Source organism: Pseudooceanicola nitratireducens (genome assembly GCF_900109195.1).
Taxonomy (GTDB): domain Bacteria; phylum Pseudomonadota; class Alphaproteobacteria; order Rhodobacterales; family Rhodobacteraceae; genus Pseudooceanicola; species Pseudooceanicola nitratireducens.
Genome location: NZ_FNZG01000002.1, coordinates 983803 through 1002423 on the forward strand (window position 1 = coordinate 983803; position 18621 = coordinate 1002423).

The window sequence follows — 18621 nt, forward strand, 5'->3', positions numbered from 1 at the left end:
AATGGTCGGCGGGCAGGGCGGAATAAATGATACGATGGTGCAGGGCATTCAGGCGTGACGCACTGGCGGGCAGAATGGCCCGCGGCCTGCGCCCCCCGGATATGCGGGGGCCTTCAGGTGTCGATGCAGGGGGAGGTCAGTCGCGGGTTTCCGACGGATCCACGCCCCAAAGCGCGGTCTTCGGGGCCCAGCCCTTGTAGCCCGATACCGCAACGCGGCACCAGTCGGGCAGGCATTGGTCCAGACGCGCGACCACGCCCATTTCCAGCTGCGCGGACACGGGGGCGTTTTCGTTCGGGCGCATGTGCAGGTCCAGCATGTCGGCCTGAATCAGAACCGTGCGCACGCCCGACAGCAGGGAATGGTGGATCCAGCCGCCCACGCCCTCCTGGTCGACGACCCGGCGCCAGTGGCCATGTTCGGCCGTGATCTGCAGCGGCATGTTGCGGCGCATGAAGACCCAGTCGATGCGATGCGTGACGCTTGGCCCACGGCGGACATTGCCCTTGGACGCCTTCATCGAGACATAGCGCGGCAGCGGCAGATGGGTGACGGGACCGGTGCGGGCGACCTCTTCCACCGGGGCGGGATCGGTCGCTGCGGTGGTGTGAAGGGGAAGGGTTGCCAGAAGAAAAGACAGCGCAATCGCGCCAAATTGCCAGTGCCGCATGGTCATACCTGTTACTGCCCGCTCAAAACTGCTTGCTATGTGCTGGCGGTTCTTGTGCCGCCGGTTCGTTTACGCCACTTTGCCCGTAACGAACGACCTTTGAAAGCCAGGGGAGAGCCTTCATGCCAACGAAACGTCTGAGTGTTGTTGTAACGCGACGCTTGCCGGAACGGGTCGAGGCACGGATGCAGGAGCTGTTCGACGTCACCTTGGGCCCGGAGGATCGCCCGATGGACCGGACCGAACTGGCCGAGGCGATGCGGACTGCGGATGTGATCGTGCCCAACCTGCGGGACCGGATCGACCGCGCGCTGATCGCGCAGGCCGGGCCGAACCTGCGCCTGATCGCCAATTTCGGTGCCGGCGTCGACCATATCGACGTGGCCACCTGTCGCGAACGCGGCATCCTTGTGTCCAACACGCCCGACGTGGTGACCGATGATACCGCCGACATGACCATGGCGCTGATCCTGTCGGTGACGCGGCGCATTCCCGAAGGCCTGGCCCTGATGCAGGGCGAAGGCTGGCAGGGCTGGAGCCCGGGCGCCCTTCTGGGGGGGCGGATTGCTGGACGCCGGCTGGGGATCCTTGGCATGGGGCGGATCGGTCAGGCCGTGGCCCGCCGCGCCAATGCCTTCGGCATGCAGGTGCATTACCACAACCGCAAACGCCTGCGCCCCGAAACCGAGACCGAGCTGGGCGCGACCTACTGGGAAAGCCTGGACCAGATGGTGGCGCGGGTCGACGTGCTGTCGATCAACTGCCCGCACACGCCCTCGACCTTCCACCTGATGAACGCACGGCGGCTGAAGCTGATGAAGCCCGAGGCGGTGATCGTGAACACTTCGCGCGGAGAAGTGATCGACGAACACGCCCTGACGCGGATGCTCCAGGCCGAGGAAATCGCCGGTGCGGGGCTGGACGTGGTGGATTACAGCGACGGCATCAGCGCCGATCTGCGGGCGCTGCGGAACGTCGTGCTGCTGCCGCACATGGGGTCGGCCACGCGCGAAGGCCGCGCCGAGATGGGCGAGAAGGTGATCATCAACATCAAGACCTTTGCCGATGGTCACCGGCCGCCGGATCAGGTCTTTGCCGGTCTGCTGTAAGCTGCTTCGGATCGCGCGCAATTATCTTGGATTTGCGCGCATCCGTTAATCTTTGCTTTCCCTTTTGCTGAGACCCTGTGTCAGGGACGGCCCTGCGCCGCCCCTGATTAGGCGTCTGGACATGGGAAAGGGTGATGACGGATCAACGAAAGATTGGGCCGGGGGCTCCGGTCAGTGATCCGCCCGCGCGGGCGGACTTCTTCAATCGGATGATCGGGGCGCTATCCGAAACGATCGAAGATGTGGTTGGCGTCGAAGATGCGGAAAGTTTTATCGGCGTGGTCGGCCGACGCATCGGCAACAGCGATCTGGCAGAACTGCGCGGCCGCGACTGCGATGCGCGGCAGGTGGCCGATCACCTTGTCGCCTTCAAGGCGCAGATTGGCGGCAGCTTTCGGGTCGAAAAAATTGATGGCGACTGCATCATCTTTTCCAACGGACATTGCCCCTTTGGCAAAGAGGTGGTTGGCCGGACGTCACTGTGCCAGATGACCACGAATGTATTCGGACGTGTCGCGGCCAATGCCACCGGATTTGCCCGGGTTCACGTTGCGGAATCCCTGGCGCGCGGCGATGCGCGCTGCCTGGTGAAGGTTCGGTTGTCAAAGCCGGTGGACGATATCGATGATGGCCAGGACTTCTACGGCTGAACATCATGCAACCCTTGCGGGGGCCCTGTCGGTGCTTGAGGCGCTGCCGGGGCCAGCCTGCCTGATCGGGCAGGATGGTGTTGTCCTCGGGGGAAATGCTGCCTTTCGTGACACCGCGGGTACGATGACCCCAGGCCAATCGGTCGATCCCGGGATGGGGTTCTTGGGCGATGTTCTGGGGACCAGCCAGGTTCGGATGGGCACCCTTTGTCTGGGCGGCGTCAAACACGCGATGCAATGCCGCCGTTTCGAACTGGATGGTCAGCCCTGTATCCTGGCGCAGGAGGATCGGCGCAAACAGGCGGTGGCGCAGGTTGTCGCCTCTCATCGCGGGTTGCTTAAAACGGCGGAAGAACTGGATCGCCTCCGGGCCGAAGAACGCAAACAACGGGAAGAGGCGCAGCATTGGCGCCAGATGTCCATGACGGACCGGATGACAGGGCTTTTGAACTCGGTCGGTTTTCGCGATCGGGCGGCAGCCGCCCTGCAGACAGCCGGCGTGTCGGTGCTGGTCTATGCTGACCTGAACGGGTTCAAGCAAATCAACGATAGCCTTGGCCATGCCGCCGGGGATCAGCTTTTGCGCGACGTGGCGCAGACGCTGACCATGGCAACCCGGTCCTCGGACGTGCTGGGCCGGGTCGGCGGCGACGAATTTGCCGTGCTTCTTGTCGACTGCGGAGAGGCAGACCGCCGGGCCGTCATGTCACGCCTGTCGGCGTCCATGGCGCGGCGGTTTCCCGTGGATCAAGGCGTCGGCCAGCCGGCGCATATCCTGCAGGTCAGCGCCTCCATGGGGCATGCGTGCTATCCGGAAGATGCGGGCGACCTGGAAACCCTGATGCGCAAGGCAGATGCACGGATGTACGTGAACAAACGCGCGCACCAGGCCCTGCGCAAAGAGGCCTGAGATATCAGCGGCTTGCGCCCGGTACCCAAAGAACGTCGCCGTCGCCGTTTCCATTGGCCACGCGGCTGGCCACGAAGAACCAGTCGGAAAGGCGGTTGAGGTATTTCACCGCGACCGGGTTGCAGCCTTCTTCGGACAGAAGCGCCACGGACAGCCGTTCAGCCCGGCGGCAGACGGTGCGGCACTGGTGCAGATGCGCGGCAAGGGCGCTGCCCCCGGGAAGAACAAAGCTGCGCAGCGGGGCGAGGTCCTTGTTCATCGCGTCGATTTCGGACTCGAGCCGGTCGACCTGCGTCGCGATCATGCGCAGGGGCGGGTATTCGGCGTCGGCGTCTGCCTCCATGTTCGGACGGCAAAGGTCCGCGCCCAGATCAAAAAGGTCGTTCTGGATGCGGGCCAGGGCTGCGTCCATCTCGCCTTCCGAATGCAGACGGGCCAGGCCGAGGACGGAATTCGTCTCGTCCACCGTGCCATAGGCCTCGACCCGGAGAGAGGGTTTGGGGACCCGGGACCCGTCGCCAAGCGCCGTTTCGCCCGCATCGCCGGTGCGCGTATAGATCTTGGACAGCACCACCATGTCAGTTGCCCCCTCGAAGCCAGACGAACAGCAGGATCAGCACCACGGCCAGAAATTGCGCCACGATGCGCAACTGCATGACCTTGTTTGCCTTTTTCCCGTTCGATCCGACGGCAAAGCCGCCGATGCCGTACAGAAGGATTGCCGCGACGGCGACAACGGCCAGCGCAACAAAGATGAAAAGAGGGTCTTGGAACATTTTGGCCTCCGGTCTTTCAGCAGATGTAGCCGGGTCTTTGGAAAAAGCGAACCCGCCATTTCCGCGCAGGTCAGGCGCGCGACAGGATCCAGTCCAGCGCGCGGGTCGGCAGCAGCCGTCGCGCGATGTTCATCGCCTTGGTCGGCACCGTCACACGATAACGGGCGCGGGGCCGTGGGTCGGTCAGCGCGCGAAGCAGCGCGGCGGTCGTGGCTTCGGGCGAAAGCTCGAACCGGTCGCGGCCGGGGGCGTCATAAAGCCGCTTGATCAATGTGCCCTGGTATTGCGCGGCCCGGGCCGAATTTTCCCAGTCGACGAACCTTTCAAACAGCGCCTGGCTGTTCTTGCGGATGTCGCTGGTGATCGGGCCGGGCTCCAGCAGGATCACCTTGATCGGCGTGTCGCGCATCTCGATCCGCAGCGTGTCGGTCAGGCCTTCGATGGCGAATTTCGACGCCACATAGGCCGAGCGCCAGGGCGCAGTGACCAGCCCCAGAACCGACGAACAATTGATGATCCGGCCATGCCCCTGCCGACGCATGATCGGAATGACGCGCCGGGTCAGGTCGTGGGGGCCTATGACATTGGTGTCGAGCACAAGGGACAGCCCGTCGCGGGGGATGTCCTCGCCTGCGCCTGGAAGGGCGATGGCCCCGTTGTTGTAAAGCGCATCCAGCGTGCCGCCGGTGGATGTGATCACGAAATCCAGGGCCGCTTCGATTGACTGCGGGTCGGTGTAATCCAGTCGCGTGGTCTCAAAGCCCTCGGCCGCCAAGCGACTGACATCGCTATCTTTTCGGCAGGTCGCAAAAACACGCCACCCGGCGGCGCGAAGGCCATGGGCGGCGTGGTAACCAATGCCAGAGGAGCAGCCGGTGATCAGGATTGAGGGCGCGGACATGGCCGCACCCTAGGATCACTGTCCGTCGGTCACAAGGAAATCTGCCATCCAGCCGATGCGGCCCGAGTCGCTGACCCGGAGCTTGAGCCAGCCGTTGCCGGGATCGGACAGAACCTCGACCTCTGCGCCGCGTTTCAGGCTGGCGAGCACGGGGAACTTGGTGCCCGGGCCGTTGCGCATGTTCACGCGGTTGCCGGTCACTTCGCGGATATCGGGAAGGGCTTCTACCGGGGCCGGAGTTGCGACCGCGGCCTTGATGACCTGCGGATCTTCGATGACGGGCTTGTTCAGGACGCGGCCAAAGGATTCCAACACGGCCGGATCGACAGCGGCGATTTCTTCTTCCGCGGGTGCGCGGAGGTCGAAATTGGGGTTCGAGAAAGACGCGCGGGTGACCAGCGGCATCTCCTTCTGCGTGTCTTCGGCGATCGCGGCGGCGACCTGTGCGGTGGCTTCGTCGCTGGACTTGGTCGACACCTGAATCACCTGCGGCTCTGCCGCGGCTTCGGCGCGCTGCTGGGACATCGGCTGAAAGTCGCTGCCGCCGCTCATTTCATAGAGCGCCCAGCCGAGAAATGCGAAGGTAAGGAAAATGAACTTTGACATGGTGTGACCCCTAGCAGCTTGGGACATCAACGACTTGTGACCGGATTTGGTTCCTTATAGGGCGATTCGAGTTTTCGCGAAGGTAAGGATTTCCTTAATTTTTCGTTGATATCTTTACCGTATCGGTGGCTCGGGCTACACACGATCTATGAGCGATCTGGTAGATGACCCCAACATGGGTGGTGCGCAAACATCCGAACCTCTGTCCCGGGCGATCGGTGACAGATATCTGACCTATGCGCTGTCCACGATCATGCATCGTGCGCTGCCGGATGCGCGCGACGGGCTGAAGCCCGTGCACCGCCGGATCCTGTACGCGATGCGCGAATTGCGGCTGACGGCAGGGGGACGGTTCCGGAAATCCTCGAAGATTTCGGGCGACGTGATGGGGAACTTCCACCCCCATGGCGACCAGGCGATCTATGATGCGATGGCCCGGTTGGCGCAGGACTTCAACGTGCGCTACCCGCTGGTCGACGGCCAGGGCAACTTTGGCAATATCGACGGGGACAACCCTGCGGCGAGCCGATACACAGAGGCCCGCCTGACCGCCATCGCCGAGGCGATGATGGAAGGCCTGGCCGAGAACGCCGTTGATTTCCGCGACAATTACGATGGCACGCTTAGCGAACCGGTCGTGCTTCCGGCGGCGATTCCGAACCTTCTGGCGAACGGGTCGTCGGGGATTGCCGTGGGGATGGCCACGAACATCCCGCCGCACAACATTGACGAGCTGTGCAATGCAGCGCTGCATCTGATCAAGACCCCCGACGCGCGTGATGAAACACTGCTGAACTATGTTCCGGGGCCGGATTTTCCGACCGGCGGCATCATGGTCGAGCCGCGCGAAAACGTGGCCGAGGCCTATCGCACCGGGCGCGGGTCCTTCCGGCTGCGCGCCAAGTGGGAGAAAGAAGAACTCGCCCGCGGTCAGTGGCAGATCGTCATTACCGAGATCCCCTATCAGGTTCAGAAATCCAAGCTGATCGAACGGATTGCGGATCTGATCCAGACCAAGAAGGTGCCGATCCTCGCCGATATCCGCGACGAAAGCGCCGACGACATCCGCATGGTGCTGGAACCGCGGTCGAAATCCGTCGATCCGGACGTGCTGATGAACATGTTGTTCCGCAGTTCTGACCTTGAGATCCGGTTCAGCCTGAACATGAACGTGCTGATCGACGGCGTGACGCCCAAGGTCTGTTCGCTGAAAGAGGTGCTGCGCGCCTTCCTCGACCACCGTCGCGACGTGCTTCTGCGCCGGTCGACGCACCGGATGGAGAAGATCGACCACCGGCTCGAGGTGTTGGAAGGCTTCATCATCGCCTTCCTCAACCTGGATCGCGTGATCGACATCATCCGCTATGACGAGGACCCGAAAGCCGCGCTGATGGCCGAAGATTGGTCCGTCAAACGGGGGCGGGCCGCGGATGAGGCGAGCTATGTCAGCCCGATCGGGCTGGATACCTCGGGTGAGCTGAGCGAAGTTCAGGCCGAAGCCATCCTGAACATGCGCCTGCGGTCGTTGCGCCGCCTGGAAGAGCTGGAGCTGATCCGGGAACGCGACGCCCTGATGGAGGAACGCGCGGGCCTTGAGGATCTGCTGGACAGCGAAGACCTGCAGTGGGCCTCGGTCGGTGATCAGATCAAGGAGGTCAAGAAGACCTTTGGTGCGAAATCTGAAGGCGGCGCGCGTCGGACCCTGATCGAAGAGGCCGGCGAGGTTGAAGAAGTGCCATTGGAGGCCATGATCGAGCGCGAGCCGATCACTGTCGTCTGCTCCAAAATGGGGTGGGTGCGGGCCATGAAGGGCCATATCGACCTGACGCAGCAGCTGAAATTCAAGGACGGGGACGAGGGTCGGTTTGCCTTCCACGCGGAAACGACCGACCGGCTTCTGGTCTTCGGCACGAACGGGCGGATCTACACGGTGTCGGCGGCGAACCTGCCTGGCGGTCGCGGCATGGGGGAACCCCTGCGCCTGATGATCGACCTGCCGAACGAGGCCGATATCGTCGACATCCTGATCCATCGTCCGGGCGGCAAGCTGATCGTGGCCTCGACCGCCGGTGACGGTTTCCTAGTGGCCGAGGACGAGATCCTGGCCCAGACGCGTACCGGCAAACAGGTGCTGAACGTGCGCGGTGAGGTGGTCGCGCTGGCCTGCAAGCGCGTGTCCGGTGATGCGGTCGCCGTGGTCGGACAGAACCGCAAAGTGTTGGTTTTCCCGCTGGATGAGCTGCCGGAAATGGCGCGGGGCAAGGGCGTTCGGTTGCAAAAATACAAGGACGGCGGCCTGTCTGACGTCACGACCTTTACCCTGTCCGACGGTCTGAGCTGGCATGACCCGGCTGGGCGTCGCCGCGTGGAGACCGATCTGGAGGAATGGATCGGCAAGCGCGCGGGCTCTGGCCGGATGGCCCCGCGGGGCTTCCCGCGGGACAACAAGTTCAACTGACAAGGTCTTCGGTTTCGCCCTGCGGGGCGAGGCCGTGGAAGATCACGACCGCGCCCATGTTCTCTCCACCAGCGGTGCGGCTGGGGATTGGAAATGCCTCGACCGTCAGGTCCTGCCCGGCATAGGTCCCGCAGCTTTTCTGCGATTTCAAAGACTTCAGCGTCTCATCCGTCAGCACCTTCAGGTCGACGAAATCGAACCGGGGGCCGACGACCTCGAGAGTGCGGTTGATGTCATGCTGCTGCATCTGGAAGGCGCGTCCGACCAGCTGACTGAACCGCCGGATCCGGCCTTCGGGCGACAGGATGATCAGACCGACCTGAAGCAGGCCCAGCACCAGTTCGGTGTTCTCATTCAGGTCCTGCAGTTCTTCGATCTTCAGCTCATGTTCAGCGCTGACGGTGACCAGTTCTTCGTTGACGGCGTGCAGTTCCTCGTTCGAGCTTTGCAGTTCCTCGTTGGAGGCCTGCAATTCTTCGTTCGAGGCCTGAAGCTCTTCGTTGGAGGCCTGAAGCTCCTCTCCGCTGGCCTCAAGCCGTTCGGTCACCTGCTGCAGGGTCTCTTCGGTCAGCCGCAGATCCCGCTCCAGCTCGGCCACGCGGGCGGTCAGGAGGGCGGCATCCTCTGAAGTTGCGCCAAGGTCGATTGGCTGGTTCTCAGCTGTGGTCGGGTCTCCTTCTGCAAGTTTCAACGATACAAGAAGGAAGCGGGGCGGGCTTGTCCGTTCCAGCGGCTCGATCGTGATGTTGCAGTACTGATATTGCTCCAGCTCGAAATCGATCTTGACCCGTCGGGAATAGGGTTCCGACGGGCTGCGTCGCATCTTCTCGATCCCGACGTTGATGGCAAAGTGCAAAGACGGATGCACGATATCCTCGACCGTCCAGTCGGCCAGGTTGTTCATCGTGTCGATGAAGGCCGATGCCGCGCCGAACCAGGACAGGACCCGCCCCTCGATGGTGATTAAGATAGAAGAGGGGGCATAGCGCTTGAGCAGGGCATTGTAGCTTTTGATCAGCATATCGCGATTGCGAAGCTCGATCGATTCGATGTTCCGATCATCCATGCTGTGGCGCACGCGTGGTGTCCGCGACATCAGTTCATCATGGCGGGCAGGGCCCCTGGGACGTTCGGTGAAGTGATAGCGGCGCAGATTGGGCTGGTCCGAGGCTTTTTGATACAGCCGCCAGCGTTGGTTAACGCAATTGAAATCGTCGGCCATCGATCCGATCGTTTCGGATGGTCCAAGCAAAAGGTAGCCGTTCTTCCGAAGCCCGAACAGGAACATCGACAGGATGCGGCTGCGCGGTTCGGTCTTTAGGTAGATCAGAAAATTCCGGCATGAAACGAGGTCCAGGTGCATGAACGGCGGATCGGTCAGCGCATCATGGACGGAGAAGATTAATTTCTGCCGAAGAACCGGATCAATGATGTACTGATCGCGGTGCTTGTCGAAATAGAGGTTGCGAAGATGGGCCGGCATCGCCTCCAGCGCCTCTTCCCGGTAGACACCAGTTGCGGCACGGTCGATGGACCGATGATGAACGTCGGTGGCGATAACCCGGAACTTGCAATTCGGGTTGTGTTCCTTGACGGATTCGTTCAACTCAATCGCGATCGTGTAGGCTTCTTCGCCACTGGCGCAGGCCGGGACCCAGACTCGGATCGGATCAGCTTCGTCCTTTTCCTTGACGATTTTGTCGATGGCCTCCTTGCGGAGCGCGGCGATCGCTTCGGGGTTGCGATAGAATTGCGTCACCCCGATCAGAATGTCCTGATAAAGTTCGTCGATTGCCGCAGGGTTGGCGCGTAGCAACTGCCCGTATTCCTGCAACTGCCGGAACCCATGCAACTGCTGCCGTCGTTCGATCCGCCGTAGCACGAGGTCTTGCTTGTAGGACGAGAAATCGACGTTGGTTTGTTGCTTCAACAGGTCCTGGATCTCTTGGGACATGCGTGACGCGGCGGCATTGTCCTTGGTTTGAGGAACCTTGCCATTCTGAAATATTTCACCAATGATTTCAGGCATTTCCGAAGGGGTGAGGATTCTGTCGGCGAACCCGCTCTTGACGATGGACTTTGGCATGGATGTGAATTCGGCATCGTCCAGAGACTGGGCAAAGATCGTGCCGCCGCTGGCGTGAATGGCACCGGCACCTCTGGTGCCGTCGAACCCAGAGCCCGAGAGCACAACAGCGACCGTCCTGTCCGCGGCGCGTGAGACAAGCGAATTGAAGAAATAGTCGATCGGAAGATGCGGCAGCCCGTCAGCCTCGTCATAGGCCCGGGCCCGGAAGACATCGTCTTCGAGCCGGATGAATTCGCTGGGATTGTTCAGATAGACGGTGTTCGGTTCTATCTTCAGCCCATCTTCGGCATGGCGGACGGACAGGTGAACCTGGCGTTCCAGGATGCTTTTCATGATCGACCGATAGTCGGGCGAAAGATGTTGGATCACCACATAGGACCAGCCAGCCGCGGCGGGGGCCTTGCTGAAAAAGGCTTCGAGCGGTTTCAGGCCGCCGGCAGAGGCCCCAAGAGCGATCAGGGGAATGGCGCGCTCAGGGTTTTTATTGCTGAATGTTTCTGGTTTATCGTTCATTTGAAATTTCTTGTCTCCAAGAAGGCAAGGTATCAGACTGGTTCAAGCCAGTATAGGAAGGAGATGGGCGTGGCACGAATTTTTATTGCAGATGATGATGAAGATTATCTTGCTGCATTTCGTATCGGGATGGAATCGATCGGCCACAAGGTGTTCTCTGTGAATTCGGGGGCACAGGTCATGGATGCTTTGCGGGACGGCCACTATGATATTGTCTTTCTCGATGTGGTGATGCCCGGAGGCGGGGCCATTTCCCTAGTTCATAAGATTAGATTGGAATATCCTGATGTTTTGATCGTCATCATGACCGGCCACTCCGAGCTGTATAACACGCCAGTCTTTACCGAGGGGTTTCGCCTTGCTACGGCGCGCATAAAAAAATCGGCATCTTTGGATGAAATTAAGGCAATGCTGTCATCCTTGTTGATGCCGAAGTGAGAAAGGTTGTCTAGATATGATAAGCCGAACCGGGGGATGAGCCGTAGGTCGGAACCGCATTCAGTGTGGGGCGCTACAGCGACCGTCGACACACAGGGGATTACGGCCCTGTTGGTTGGGCCGGTCATCATCCTTGCCGGCCTCAACCTGGTGTTCGGCTGGCTATTGGGATCAGAGGTTTTCCTGCGCGGGCTCAGGGATCTGCCGGCTATGGTGCCGGGTACGGCACTGTGCGTTGCCATGCTGGGTATCAGCACGCTTTTGAGCCAATCGCGGAAGCTGTCAATTCGTGCGCTTAGTGTCGGTCTTGCGATTGGAGCCGACCTGTTCGCAGTTTTGGCTTTTGTGGCATCGACGGGGGCAGATGCGCCCGTTGGTGGGGATCGCATGTCCCTTGCCACACTGGTCGCAGTTCTATGCTTGTCTGCGGCTGCGGTTGCCAGCCTTGTCCCGTCACTGCAGGCGAGGCGGGTGCATGAGGCGTTTGCGACCTTTGTCATCGTCATCGCACTGGCCGCCTTGATCGGTATGGTGATCGATCTGGACTCCCTGTTTCGGTTCACTCTTTTTCAGGGACTTTCGTTGCCAACGGCGATTTCTGTTCTGCTTTTGGCCTTGGCGGCGATTCTAAGACGGGCTCAGGGGACCTGGCTGGGGGTCATAACATCCGACGCGCTCGACGGCCGGTTGGCGCGGCGTTACCTGCCGTGGGCGATCCTTGTGCCGTTCAGTTTGATCGAACTTTCCTACGTGATGACTGATCGCGGTGTGATGGATGGGCGGCAGCGCCAGTTGGTGTTTGCAGTTTTCGTCATGATCGGTTCATGCGCGGCGGTCGTCCGGCTGGCGCGCTACCAAGCAGATGTGGCGCGCCGCGATTTCCGTTCCGAAGCTAATTTGCGCGCCATCCTGTCCGGGCTGGACGAGGCGATTTTCGTATTGTCGGAAACGGGTGCCATCATGGGGCGAAATCAAGCGGCAGAACGGTTGTTCGGCGACCGGCCGCAGGAGGTCGCGCATTTGCTGTCCATTGACCTGCATGACGTTCCCCGTCGTGAAAGGCCGGGGTCCGGACGTCACCCGGTGACGCGGGCTTTGGCCGAGGAAGGGGACGTTCACTGTGGTTGGATGGACGCGGACGGACACGAGAGAATCTTGGGTCTGTCTTCATTCAAACCCGACGCGGCCTGGAAGGTGCTGGTCATCGCCGACGTGACAGAGCCCTGGATGCTGCAGCAGACGGCGGCGCTGACCGAACGGGCGGATGCGCTTGCTCAGGTGGTCAGCGGTGTCTCGCACGAAATGCTGAATGTCTTTGGGGTGATCAACATGTCCGCGGGCGCGCGGACCGATCCTGATGACAAGACTGCCGCGATCATCCTCAAGGCGGCCGAGCGTGGTTCCCGACTGGCCGAGCGTTTGCAGCGACTGACGGTGACGCAGAATGGTGCGGTTGCAACCGTCGACGCAGGAGAGGCGGCGCTGGCGGCGGTCGAACTGGCGCGGCGGACCCTTCCCGACGGCATTGTGCTGACCCATGATCCGGTGCTTGATCCTCTGCCGGTTGCGGCCTCGGGCGCGGATCTGGAACTTGCTCTTTTGAACCTCATTCTCAATGCGCGCAATGCGATAGCCGAAGGGGAACTGGGGTTTGGCCAGATCGATGTAAATGTCGACAGTGAAGGTGAGCAGGTTCGGATACATGTCATCGACGACGGGCCCGGCGTCACCGAAGAGGTGCTTGAACGGGCGGCGGATCCCTTCTTTACCACCCGGCGCGGGGTTGGCGGTACCGGTCTTGGATTGGCGATCATCTCGACGATGGCGCGGAATGCAGGAGGAGAGCTGAGGCTGAGCTCTGCCCCAGGCAAAGGATTTCAGGCCTGCCTCGCGTTGCCCAGGCCTCAGCTTCCCTCGACCAGGGATCAGGCGGCGTTGCCGCGACTTGGGACCATGCGCCTACTGGTTGTTGATCCGGATCCGGAGTTTCGCGCGATACTGGGCGATACGCTTGAAATGCTGGGGGCTGACGTGCATCGGGCCGGCAGCATGGATGAAGGGTGCGAAATCGCAAAGCGGCTTCCTGACCTTTCGGTCTTGATCGTGGAAGAGGATCTGCCTGAGGCCGAAGCGCAGGTTCTGAGGCGGCGGTTTCCGAATGCTGGCGTGATCTATCTTGCGGGCCCTGCCCAATCAGCAAGGAAAGCCGGCTGGCCAGGGCTTCGGATGGGGAAGCCGGTCGACATGGCGCTTCTGTGCAATTCAATCCATTTGGTCGCTGCACGTGCGTCCGGCGCTTCCTGTGATGAACCCTTGTGAACATGTAGTATTCAGAACGAATATTTCGGATCATATCCGGCCAGAGAGCCGCTTGGCAGCGGAGCGTCAAATAGAAACCCTTGGCCCAGACGGCAGCCCCAGTCTCGAAGAAGTGCCGCTTGTTGCGCGGTTTCAATTCCTTCAGCGATGACGCTCACCCTCAGGCCGTTGGCCATGGCAAGCAAAGCGCGCAGGATCGCCACGGACTTGTCGTCAGAGCCGATCTTGTCCACGAAGGCCTTGTCGATCTTCAGGAAATCTATCGGCCAGTCAGATAGATGACGCAGCCCCCCATATCCGGTGCCGAAGTCGTCCAGGGCGATACGGGCCCCCCGTGTTCGTAGTTCTTTTACCGTGCGCCGGATCTGTCCATTGGTGTCGTCCAGCATGATCTGTTCCGTCACTTCGATTGTCAGGTTTTCCCAGCCAAACGAGGTTTCAGAGATTGCGTTCTGCACATCGAAGACGAACTCGGGGTTCATCAGGTCGAAGTACGTCACGTTGATTGAAAGGCTGCGGTGCGGAAAGGTCTGAGAGACGCTTGATCCGTAATCCTGAAAAGCCCGCCGCATGATGGTGCGGGTCATCTTTTCGGCAAGGGAATGGTCCCGGAATACGGTCGAAAATTGCGCAGGAATCATGTTTTTTCCGGTGTCATCGCGCCAACGGGCAAGAACCTCGAAGCCGATGCAGCGGCGTGATTCCAGGTCTACGATGGGTTGGAAGTTCGGGTGGATCTGGTTGAGCCGCACCGCCTGATGGAACAGATTGCCCAGTTCACTGGTGTTGTAGCGGACGTGATGCCGGGAGTGGAAGATCGCGCTTTTTCCCCGGCCGGCGTTCTTTGCCGCATATAGGGCACAGTCGGCGAGTTCATAAAGCTTGGTATAGCCCGAAGCATCCAGTGGAAACTGGGACGCCCCGATGCTGACATGACCGAGGTCGGGTTTGTTCAGCACGGCAATTGCACGCTGGATGTTGTTCTTCATTCGCGAAAGCAGGCCATCAAGGTAAGCGCGCCCGCCACGAGGCAGTGGAACGGACAGGCCGAATTCATCGCCGCCCAACCGGCCTGTGACGGCACCCTCTGGTGCAGTGTGCTTGAGTGTCTTGGCAATCGCCTTCAGATATGTATCGCCAAATTGATGGCCATAGATGTCGTTAATCATTTTGAAATGATCGACGTCTATGATCACAAAGGCGAAATGCTGACCGCCATCTTCGATGCGTTCCCTGACCTTGTTTTCGAATGAAACCCGGTTGTTCAGATTGGTCAGGGGATCCGTTTCGCTAAGCTTTCGAAGGCGTGCCATTCGGCTGGACAGCGTGGCCAATTCAAAAGCCATCTCCGACATATTGTCGTGGATGTTCCAGACGCGTCCGAAACATAGGGCAATCTTCCGGCCCTTATCGGGCAGGTCGGATTGTTGCCCGGGATTGGCGCGTACGGCCATGGCGAAAAGACCGAAAGTGCCGGCTTCCGGCCCTTTGACGAGGAATGAAAAGACGTCGAAATTGATTTCTGAAAGGGAAAACCTCGAAATGCTGCAGGGACTATCAATGCCTTCTGAAGGGCACATGGTGACCTTTGCCCGAAGTGATCCGACTGCTGCCATGGCCGCTTGATAAAGCTGGCGGCCCAGCTGCGTGTCAGCGGTCAAAGTGACCAATGGGGGTGTGTGGCCGCTTTCGCCTGGAAGGATCAGAAACAGCGAAGCTGCCGCGCCACAGGCCGTTTCGACCGTAGTGCGGAATTGCTCAAGCGTGGACTCGAGCTCGGTCATCGCCGGAGCGTCTTGCAAGCGGGCGCTATCCTGAAGTTGGGCTGACATCGAAATGGGAAAGTCCTGATGCAAAAGATCCATCGCCACAGGGAAGCCCTGCGTGACGTTCATCTTCCGGTCAGAACGGTTAACAAACCGTTAACGTGCCGCGCGCAGCAGGAGGCGTCTTACCCGTCAGGGTCGGGGATGCGCCGTCAGCCAAACGCCGCCTTCTGGGCGTGTCGTGATGATCAGAACCGGCTTTGGGGTCTTGCCGGCTACGGCTTCGAACCGGAACCTCGCAAGCAGCGTGGCCAGGATAATCACGGCCTCCTGCAGGGCAAAACCTGCGCCGATGCAAATCCGGGGGCCGTCCCCGAAGGGCAGATAGGCATAGCGATCCACCGGCGCGCCACCCATGAAGCGGTCCGGGTCGAAGGCATCGGGGTTGTCCCAAAGCAGGCGATTGCGGTGCAGCGCGTAGATGGGAACCATGACGGTGTCACCGGGCCGGACCTCGCGTCCGCAAAGCGTGTCGGCCTGTTGCGCGGTGCGGGAAATGATGCCGGCGGGGGGATAAAGGCGCAGCGCCTCGTCCACCACGGCGCGGATGAAGGGCATCGATGCGACGTCATCGGCGGTGGCGGCGCGATCACCCAGCTGGCTTCTGGCCTCTTCCGCCGCGCGCTCCTGCTGCTCGGGCGCAAAGGACAGGAGGTAGAGTGCCCAGGACAGTGTCAGCGCCGTGGTTTCATGCCCGGCGACGATGAAGGTCAACAGGTTGTCGCGGATCTCGGGTCCGCGCATCTGGCGCTGCGTTTCGGGATCCGTGCCCGCGATCAGCAGATCCAGAAGGTCCGGCGGCTGCTTGGCCTGACGGCGCTGGCCTATCGCCTCATCCGCTACGGATTTCATCTTTTTCAACGCGTTGCCGGAAAAGACGCGGCCGGGGCGGGGGACCCAGCCGGGCATGCCCGCAATGTCGAACAGCGACACGCGGCCAGCCACGTCGATATAATTGTCGATGGCCCGGTGCATGGCGGCGCGGTCGAAATGCCGTTCGCCGGACAGCGTGACATCCGAGATCACTTCGAACGTGGCGCGGACCATTTCGTCGTAGACGTTCACTGCGCGCGGACCGGCTGTGGCGATCCGGTCGGCGCTGGCCTCGGCCGCGGCGGTCATGACGGGGGCAAGCGCGCCGATATTGCGGGCCGAAAAGGCCGGGGCCGCAGCCCGCCTTTGCCAGCGCCAATGCGCGCCTTCGGCCACGAAAAGGCTTTCGCCGATGGCGGGGCGCAGCAAGTTCTTGGTGACAACCGACTTGGGGTATTCCTCGACCTTCTCAAGCAGGATGCGGCGCAGTGCGGTCGGGTCCATGACCATGTGCCAGCGCACCCCGGTCTTGCCCGAAACCATCGGTTGTTTCACCGCAAGTTCCGGCAGGATTTCCAACAGGTTGCTGCGCGCTGCGCGCAGGCTTCCGAAGAAGCCAAGCGGCTGGGTCGCCAGGGCGGCGTGCACGGGCAAGGGGGAAACCGGCGCATCGGGCGTGGGCTGTCCGGACATGGGCTCTCCTGTCGGGTGGTGTGCGGGGGCTGGCGTCAGATAGGTGGTGTGCGGGGGCTGGCGTCAGATAGTCAGAAGTTAGGGCAGGCATTGCGGGCTGCAAACCACACAGGGTGCAGCGTCGCGTGGCGCAACAGAATTTGCATGACCTGCGCCCTTGGGATATGCGGGACGGAACCCGCCCGCCTGGGCCCTGAGGGAGAGATACAGCGATGATCCGGAAACTTGCCGCGATGGCCTTGCTGGTGCTGGCGGCTGCCTGCACCGATGTGTCCGACCTGCAGGAGGCCCCTGCGGACCTGGGGCAATTCCGGCTGGGCCACAACGTCGTGGTAGCGTCGAAAATGCGCCAGGCGGCGCTGTCGCGTGACGCAACGGAAGAGGAATGGGTCACCGCGCTCCAGGCCGCGGTCGAGGAACGCTTTGGCCGCTACGAGGGAGAGCGTCTTTACCACTTGGGCATCTCGGTCGAGGGGTTCTCGATCGCGCCTCCGGGGGTGCCGCTGGTGGCCTCGCCCAAGTCCGTGCTGATCATTCGCGCCACGCTTTGGGACGACGCCCTGGGGCGGAAGCTGAACGAAGAGGCCAAGCAATTTACGGTCTTCGAGACCTTCTCGGGATCGACCATCGTCGGGTCCGGTCTGACGCAGACCAAGGAAGAGCAGATCCAGAACCTGTCGCGCAGCGCGGCCAAGCTGGTTCAGAACTGGATGCTGCAGAATCCTGAATGGTTTCCCGGAATTGGCGAACAGCCCGCCGCGGCGGCCAGCGACGAGACCACGGATGAGATCGTCGAGAAAAATGACAATCTTGCAACGGAAGGCTGAGACCCGGTTCTTGGCTTGATTATCCGTGCCAAAGCCCTTAAATCGCCGCCGGAGTAGAACCGGGCTTTTTGGCGGCCCCCCAACCACGAAGGTGCCTGTGAGAGATGGCAAAGGAAAAGTTTGAGCGCGGCAAACCGCACTGCAACATCGGCACGATCGGTCACGTTGACCACGGCAAGACGACGCTGACGGCGGCGATCACGAAGTACTTCGGTGACTTCAAAGCCTACGACCAGATCGACGGCGCACCGGAAGAAAAAGCCCGCGGCATCACGATTTCCACCGCACACGTGGAATACGAGACCGAAGCGCGTCACTACGCACACGTCGACTGCCCCGGCCACGCCGACTATGTGAAAAACATGATCACCGGTGCGGCCCAGATGGACGGCGCAATCCTGGTCGTGAACGCAGCTGACGGCCCGATGCCGCAGACCCGCGAACACATACTGCTGGGCCGCCAGGTGGGTATCCCCGCCATGGTCGTGTTCATGAACAAAGTTGACCAGGTCGACGACGAAGAGCTGCTCGAGCTCGTCGAGATGGAAGTTCGCGAACTGCTGTCCGAATACGACTTCCCGGGCGACGATATCCCGATCATCGCGGGTTCCGCGCTGGCAGCAATGGAAGGCCGCGATCCGGAAATCGGCGAAAACAAGATCAAGGAACTGATGGCCGCCGTGGATGAGTACATCCCGCAGCCCGAGCGTGCGATCGACCAGCCGTTCCTGATGCCGATCGAAGACGTGTTCTCGATCTCCGGCCGCGGTACCGTTGTGACCGGCCGTGTCGAGCGTGGCGTGATCAACGTTGGCGACGAAATCGAAATCGTCGGCATCAAAGACACCACCAAGACGACCTGCACCGGCGTGGAAATGTTCCGCAAGCTGCTGGACCGTGGTGAAGCCGGCGACAACATCGGCGCCCTGCTGCGCGGTGTTGACCGTGAAGGCGTTGAGCGTGGCCAGGTTCTGTGTAAGCCGGGCTCCGTGAACCCGCACACCAAGTTCGAAGCCGAGGTCT

General features: G+C 61.2%; 17 protein-coding genes. 8 read left to right on the top strand and 9 right to left on the bottom strand.

The window, feature by feature from the left end:
• Positions 1 to 136: 136 nt before the first annotated feature.
• Positions 137 to 670 carry an SH3 domain-containing protein gene (locus BMX99_RS10620; RefSeq protein ID WP_093451059.1) on the bottom strand — a complete coding sequence of 178 codons (534 nt, stop codon included), beginning with the start codon at positions 668 to 670 and terminating at the stop codon, positions 137 to 139.
• A 122-nt stretch (positions 671 to 792) separates the two neighbouring features.
• Between BMX99_RS10620 and BMX99_RS10625 the strand changes: the two genes are divergently transcribed.
• Positions 793 to 1779: a 2-hydroxyacid dehydrogenase gene (locus BMX99_RS10625; RefSeq protein ID WP_093451061.1), complete on the top strand. Its 987-nt coding sequence runs from the start codon at positions 793 to 795 to the stop codon at positions 1777 to 1779.
• A gap of 221 nt (positions 1780 to 2000) precedes the next feature.
• Here the strand turns inward: BMX99_RS10625 and BMX99_RS19480 are convergent, their stop codons facing one another.
• A complete protein-coding gene (locus tag BMX99_RS19480) occupies positions 2001 to 2222 on the bottom strand; it encodes a hypothetical protein (protein WP_139199491.1) in 222 nt (73 codons plus the stop codon).
• Here BMX99_RS19480 and BMX99_RS19870 point away from each other — a divergent pair.
• Together BMX99_RS19870 and BMX99_RS10635 are read left to right on the top strand one after the other, a co-directional pair.
• Positions 2127 to 2429 carry a methanogen output domain 1-containing protein gene (locus BMX99_RS19870; RefSeq protein ID WP_254771999.1) on the top strand — a complete coding sequence of 101 codons (303 nt, stop codon included), beginning with the start codon at positions 2127 to 2129 and terminating at the stop codon, positions 2427 to 2429. The two genes, BMX99_RS19480 and BMX99_RS19870, sit on opposite strands and share 96 nt — an antisense overlap.
• Positions 2430 to 2553: 124 nt before the next feature.
• A complete protein-coding gene (locus BMX99_RS10635; RefSeq protein WP_170848708.1) occupies positions 2554 to 3339 on the top strand; it encodes a GGDEF domain-containing protein in 786 nt (261 codons plus the stop codon).
• A 4-nt stretch (positions 3340 to 3343) separates the two neighbouring features.
• Here BMX99_RS10635 and BMX99_RS10640 read toward each other — a convergent pair whose 3' ends face one another.
• The 4 genes from BMX99_RS10640 to BMX99_RS10655 all read right to left on the bottom strand — a co-directional run bounded on the left by BMX99_RS10640 (position 3344) and on the right by BMX99_RS10655 (position 5622).
• On the bottom strand, positions 3344 to 3916 hold the full coding sequence (locus BMX99_RS10640) for a cob(I)yrinic acid a,c-diamide adenosyltransferase (RefSeq protein WP_093451075.1): 573 nt from the start codon (positions 3914 to 3916) through the stop codon (positions 3344 to 3346).
• 1 nt (position 3917) lies between these two features.
• On the bottom strand, positions 3918 to 4115 hold the full coding sequence (locus tag BMX99_RS10645; protein WP_093451081.1) for a twin transmembrane helix small protein: 198 nt from the start codon (positions 4113 to 4115) through the stop codon (positions 3918 to 3920).
• Positions 4116 to 4185: 70 nt separating this feature from the next.
• On the bottom strand, positions 4186 to 5016 hold the full coding sequence (locus BMX99_RS10650) for an SDR family NAD(P)-dependent oxidoreductase (RefSeq protein ID WP_093451086.1): 831 nt from the start codon (positions 5014 to 5016) through the stop codon (positions 4186 to 4188).
• 15 nt (positions 5017 to 5031) lie between these two features.
• Complete coding sequence (locus BMX99_RS10655; RefSeq protein ID WP_093451088.1) at positions 5032 to 5622, bottom strand: SH3 domain-containing protein; 591 nt, start codon at positions 5620 to 5622, stop codon at positions 5032 to 5034.
• Positions 5623 to 5770: 148 nt separating this feature from the next.
• Between BMX99_RS10655 and BMX99_RS10660 the strand changes: the two genes are divergently transcribed.
• Positions 5771 to 8080 (top strand): DNA topoisomerase IV subunit A, encoded by a 2310-nt coding sequence (locus tag BMX99_RS10660; RefSeq protein WP_093451091.1) that lies wholly within the window; start codon positions 5771 to 5773, stop codon positions 8078 to 8080.
• On the opposite strand, the gene BMX99_RS10665 is transcribed toward BMX99_RS10660, so the two are convergent.
• A complete protein-coding gene (locus tag BMX99_RS10665) occupies positions 8073 to 10598 on the bottom strand; it encodes a CheR family methyltransferase (RefSeq protein WP_244525632.1) in 2526 nt (841 codons plus the stop codon). The two genes, BMX99_RS10660 and BMX99_RS10665, sit on opposite strands and share 8 nt — an antisense overlap.
• Here BMX99_RS10665 and BMX99_RS19875 point away from each other — a divergent pair.
• Complete coding sequence (locus BMX99_RS19875) at positions 10479 to 11120, top strand: response regulator (protein ID WP_244525633.1); 642 nt, start codon at positions 10479 to 10481, stop codon at positions 11118 to 11120. The two genes, BMX99_RS10665 and BMX99_RS19875, sit on opposite strands and share 120 nt — an antisense overlap.
• A 36-nt stretch (positions 11121 to 11156) precedes the next feature.
• Positions 11157 to 13439 (top strand): ATP-binding protein, encoded by a 2283-nt coding sequence (locus BMX99_RS10675; RefSeq protein ID WP_093451095.1) that lies wholly within the window; start codon positions 11157 to 11159, stop codon positions 13437 to 13439.
• Positions 13440 to 13450: 11 nt separating this feature from the next.
• Here BMX99_RS10675 and BMX99_RS10680 read toward each other — a convergent pair whose 3' ends face one another.
• Entirely contained in the window at positions 13451 to 15334 is a 1884-nt protein-coding gene (locus BMX99_RS10680; protein WP_093451098.1) for a putative bifunctional diguanylate cyclase/phosphodiesterase, read from the bottom strand.
• Between the two features lie 63 nt (positions 15335 to 15397).
• Positions 15398 to 16771, bottom strand: coding sequence for a cytochrome P450 (locus tag BMX99_RS10685; protein ID WP_093451101.1), 1374 nt, complete (start codon positions 16769 to 16771; stop codon positions 15398 to 15400).
• Positions 16772 to 16983: 212 nt separating this feature from the next.
• On the opposite strand from BMX99_RS10685, the gene BMX99_RS10690 reads away from it, so the two are divergent.
• Positions 16984 to 17598, top strand: a complete 615-nt coding sequence (locus BMX99_RS10690; protein ID WP_093451104.1) for a hypothetical protein — start codon at positions 16984 to 16986, stop codon at positions 17596 to 17598.
• 104 nt (positions 17599 to 17702) lie between these two features.
• Positions 17703 to 18621, top strand: a 919-nt coding sequence (gene tuf, locus BMX99_RS10695) for an elongation factor Tu (protein ID WP_093451107.1), incomplete at its 3' end; no start/stop codon positions are given.

Excerpts from the sequence above, each read along its gene's own strand:
- BMX99_RS10620 (WP_093451059.1), bottom strand. The coding sequence starts at position 670 with ATGCGGCACTGGCAATTTGGCGCGATTGCGCTGTCTTTTCTTCTGGCA.
- BMX99_RS10625 (WP_093451061.1), top strand. The coding sequence starts at position 793 with ATGCCAACGAAACGTCTGAGTGTTGTTGTAACGCGACGCTTGCCGGAA.
- BMX99_RS19480 (WP_139199491.1), bottom strand. The coding sequence starts at position 2,222 with ATGTCCGTTGGAAAAGATGATGCAGTCGCCATCAATTTTTTCGACCCG.
- BMX99_RS10635 (WP_170848708.1), top strand. The coding sequence starts at position 2,554 with ATGACCCCAGGCCAATCGGTCGATCCCGGGATGGGGTTCTTGGGCGAT.
- BMX99_RS10640 (WP_093451075.1), bottom strand. The coding sequence starts at position 3,916 with ATGGTGGTGCTGTCCAAGATCTATACGCGCACCGGCGATGCGGGCGAA.
- BMX99_RS10645 (WP_093451081.1), bottom strand. The coding sequence starts at position 4,115 with ATGTTCCAAGACCCTCTTTTCATCTTTGTTGCGCTGGCCGTTGTCGCC.
- BMX99_RS10650 (WP_093451086.1), bottom strand. The coding sequence starts at position 5,016 with ATGTCCGCGCCCTCAATCCTGATCACCGGCTGCTCCTCTGGCATTGGT.
- BMX99_RS10655 (WP_093451088.1), bottom strand. The coding sequence starts at position 5,622 with ATGTCAAAGTTCATTTTCCTTACCTTCGCATTTCTCGGCTGGGCGCTC.
- BMX99_RS10660 (WP_093451091.1), top strand. The coding sequence starts at position 5,771 with ATGAGCGATCTGGTAGATGACCCCAACATGGGTGGTGCGCAAACATCC.
- BMX99_RS10675 (WP_093451095.1), top strand. The coding sequence starts at position 11,157 with ATGAGCCGTAGGTCGGAACCGCATTCAGTGTGGGGCGCTACAGCGACC.
- BMX99_RS10680 (WP_093451098.1), bottom strand. The coding sequence starts at position 15,334 with ATGAACGTCACGCAGGGCTTCCCTGTGGCGATGGATCTTTTGCATCAG.
- BMX99_RS10685 (WP_093451101.1), bottom strand. The coding sequence starts at position 16,771 with ATGTCCGGACAGCCCACGCCCGATGCGCCGGTTTCCCCCTTGCCCGTG.
- BMX99_RS10690 (WP_093451104.1), top strand. The coding sequence starts at position 16,984 with ATGATCCGGAAACTTGCCGCGATGGCCTTGCTGGTGCTGGCGGCTGCC.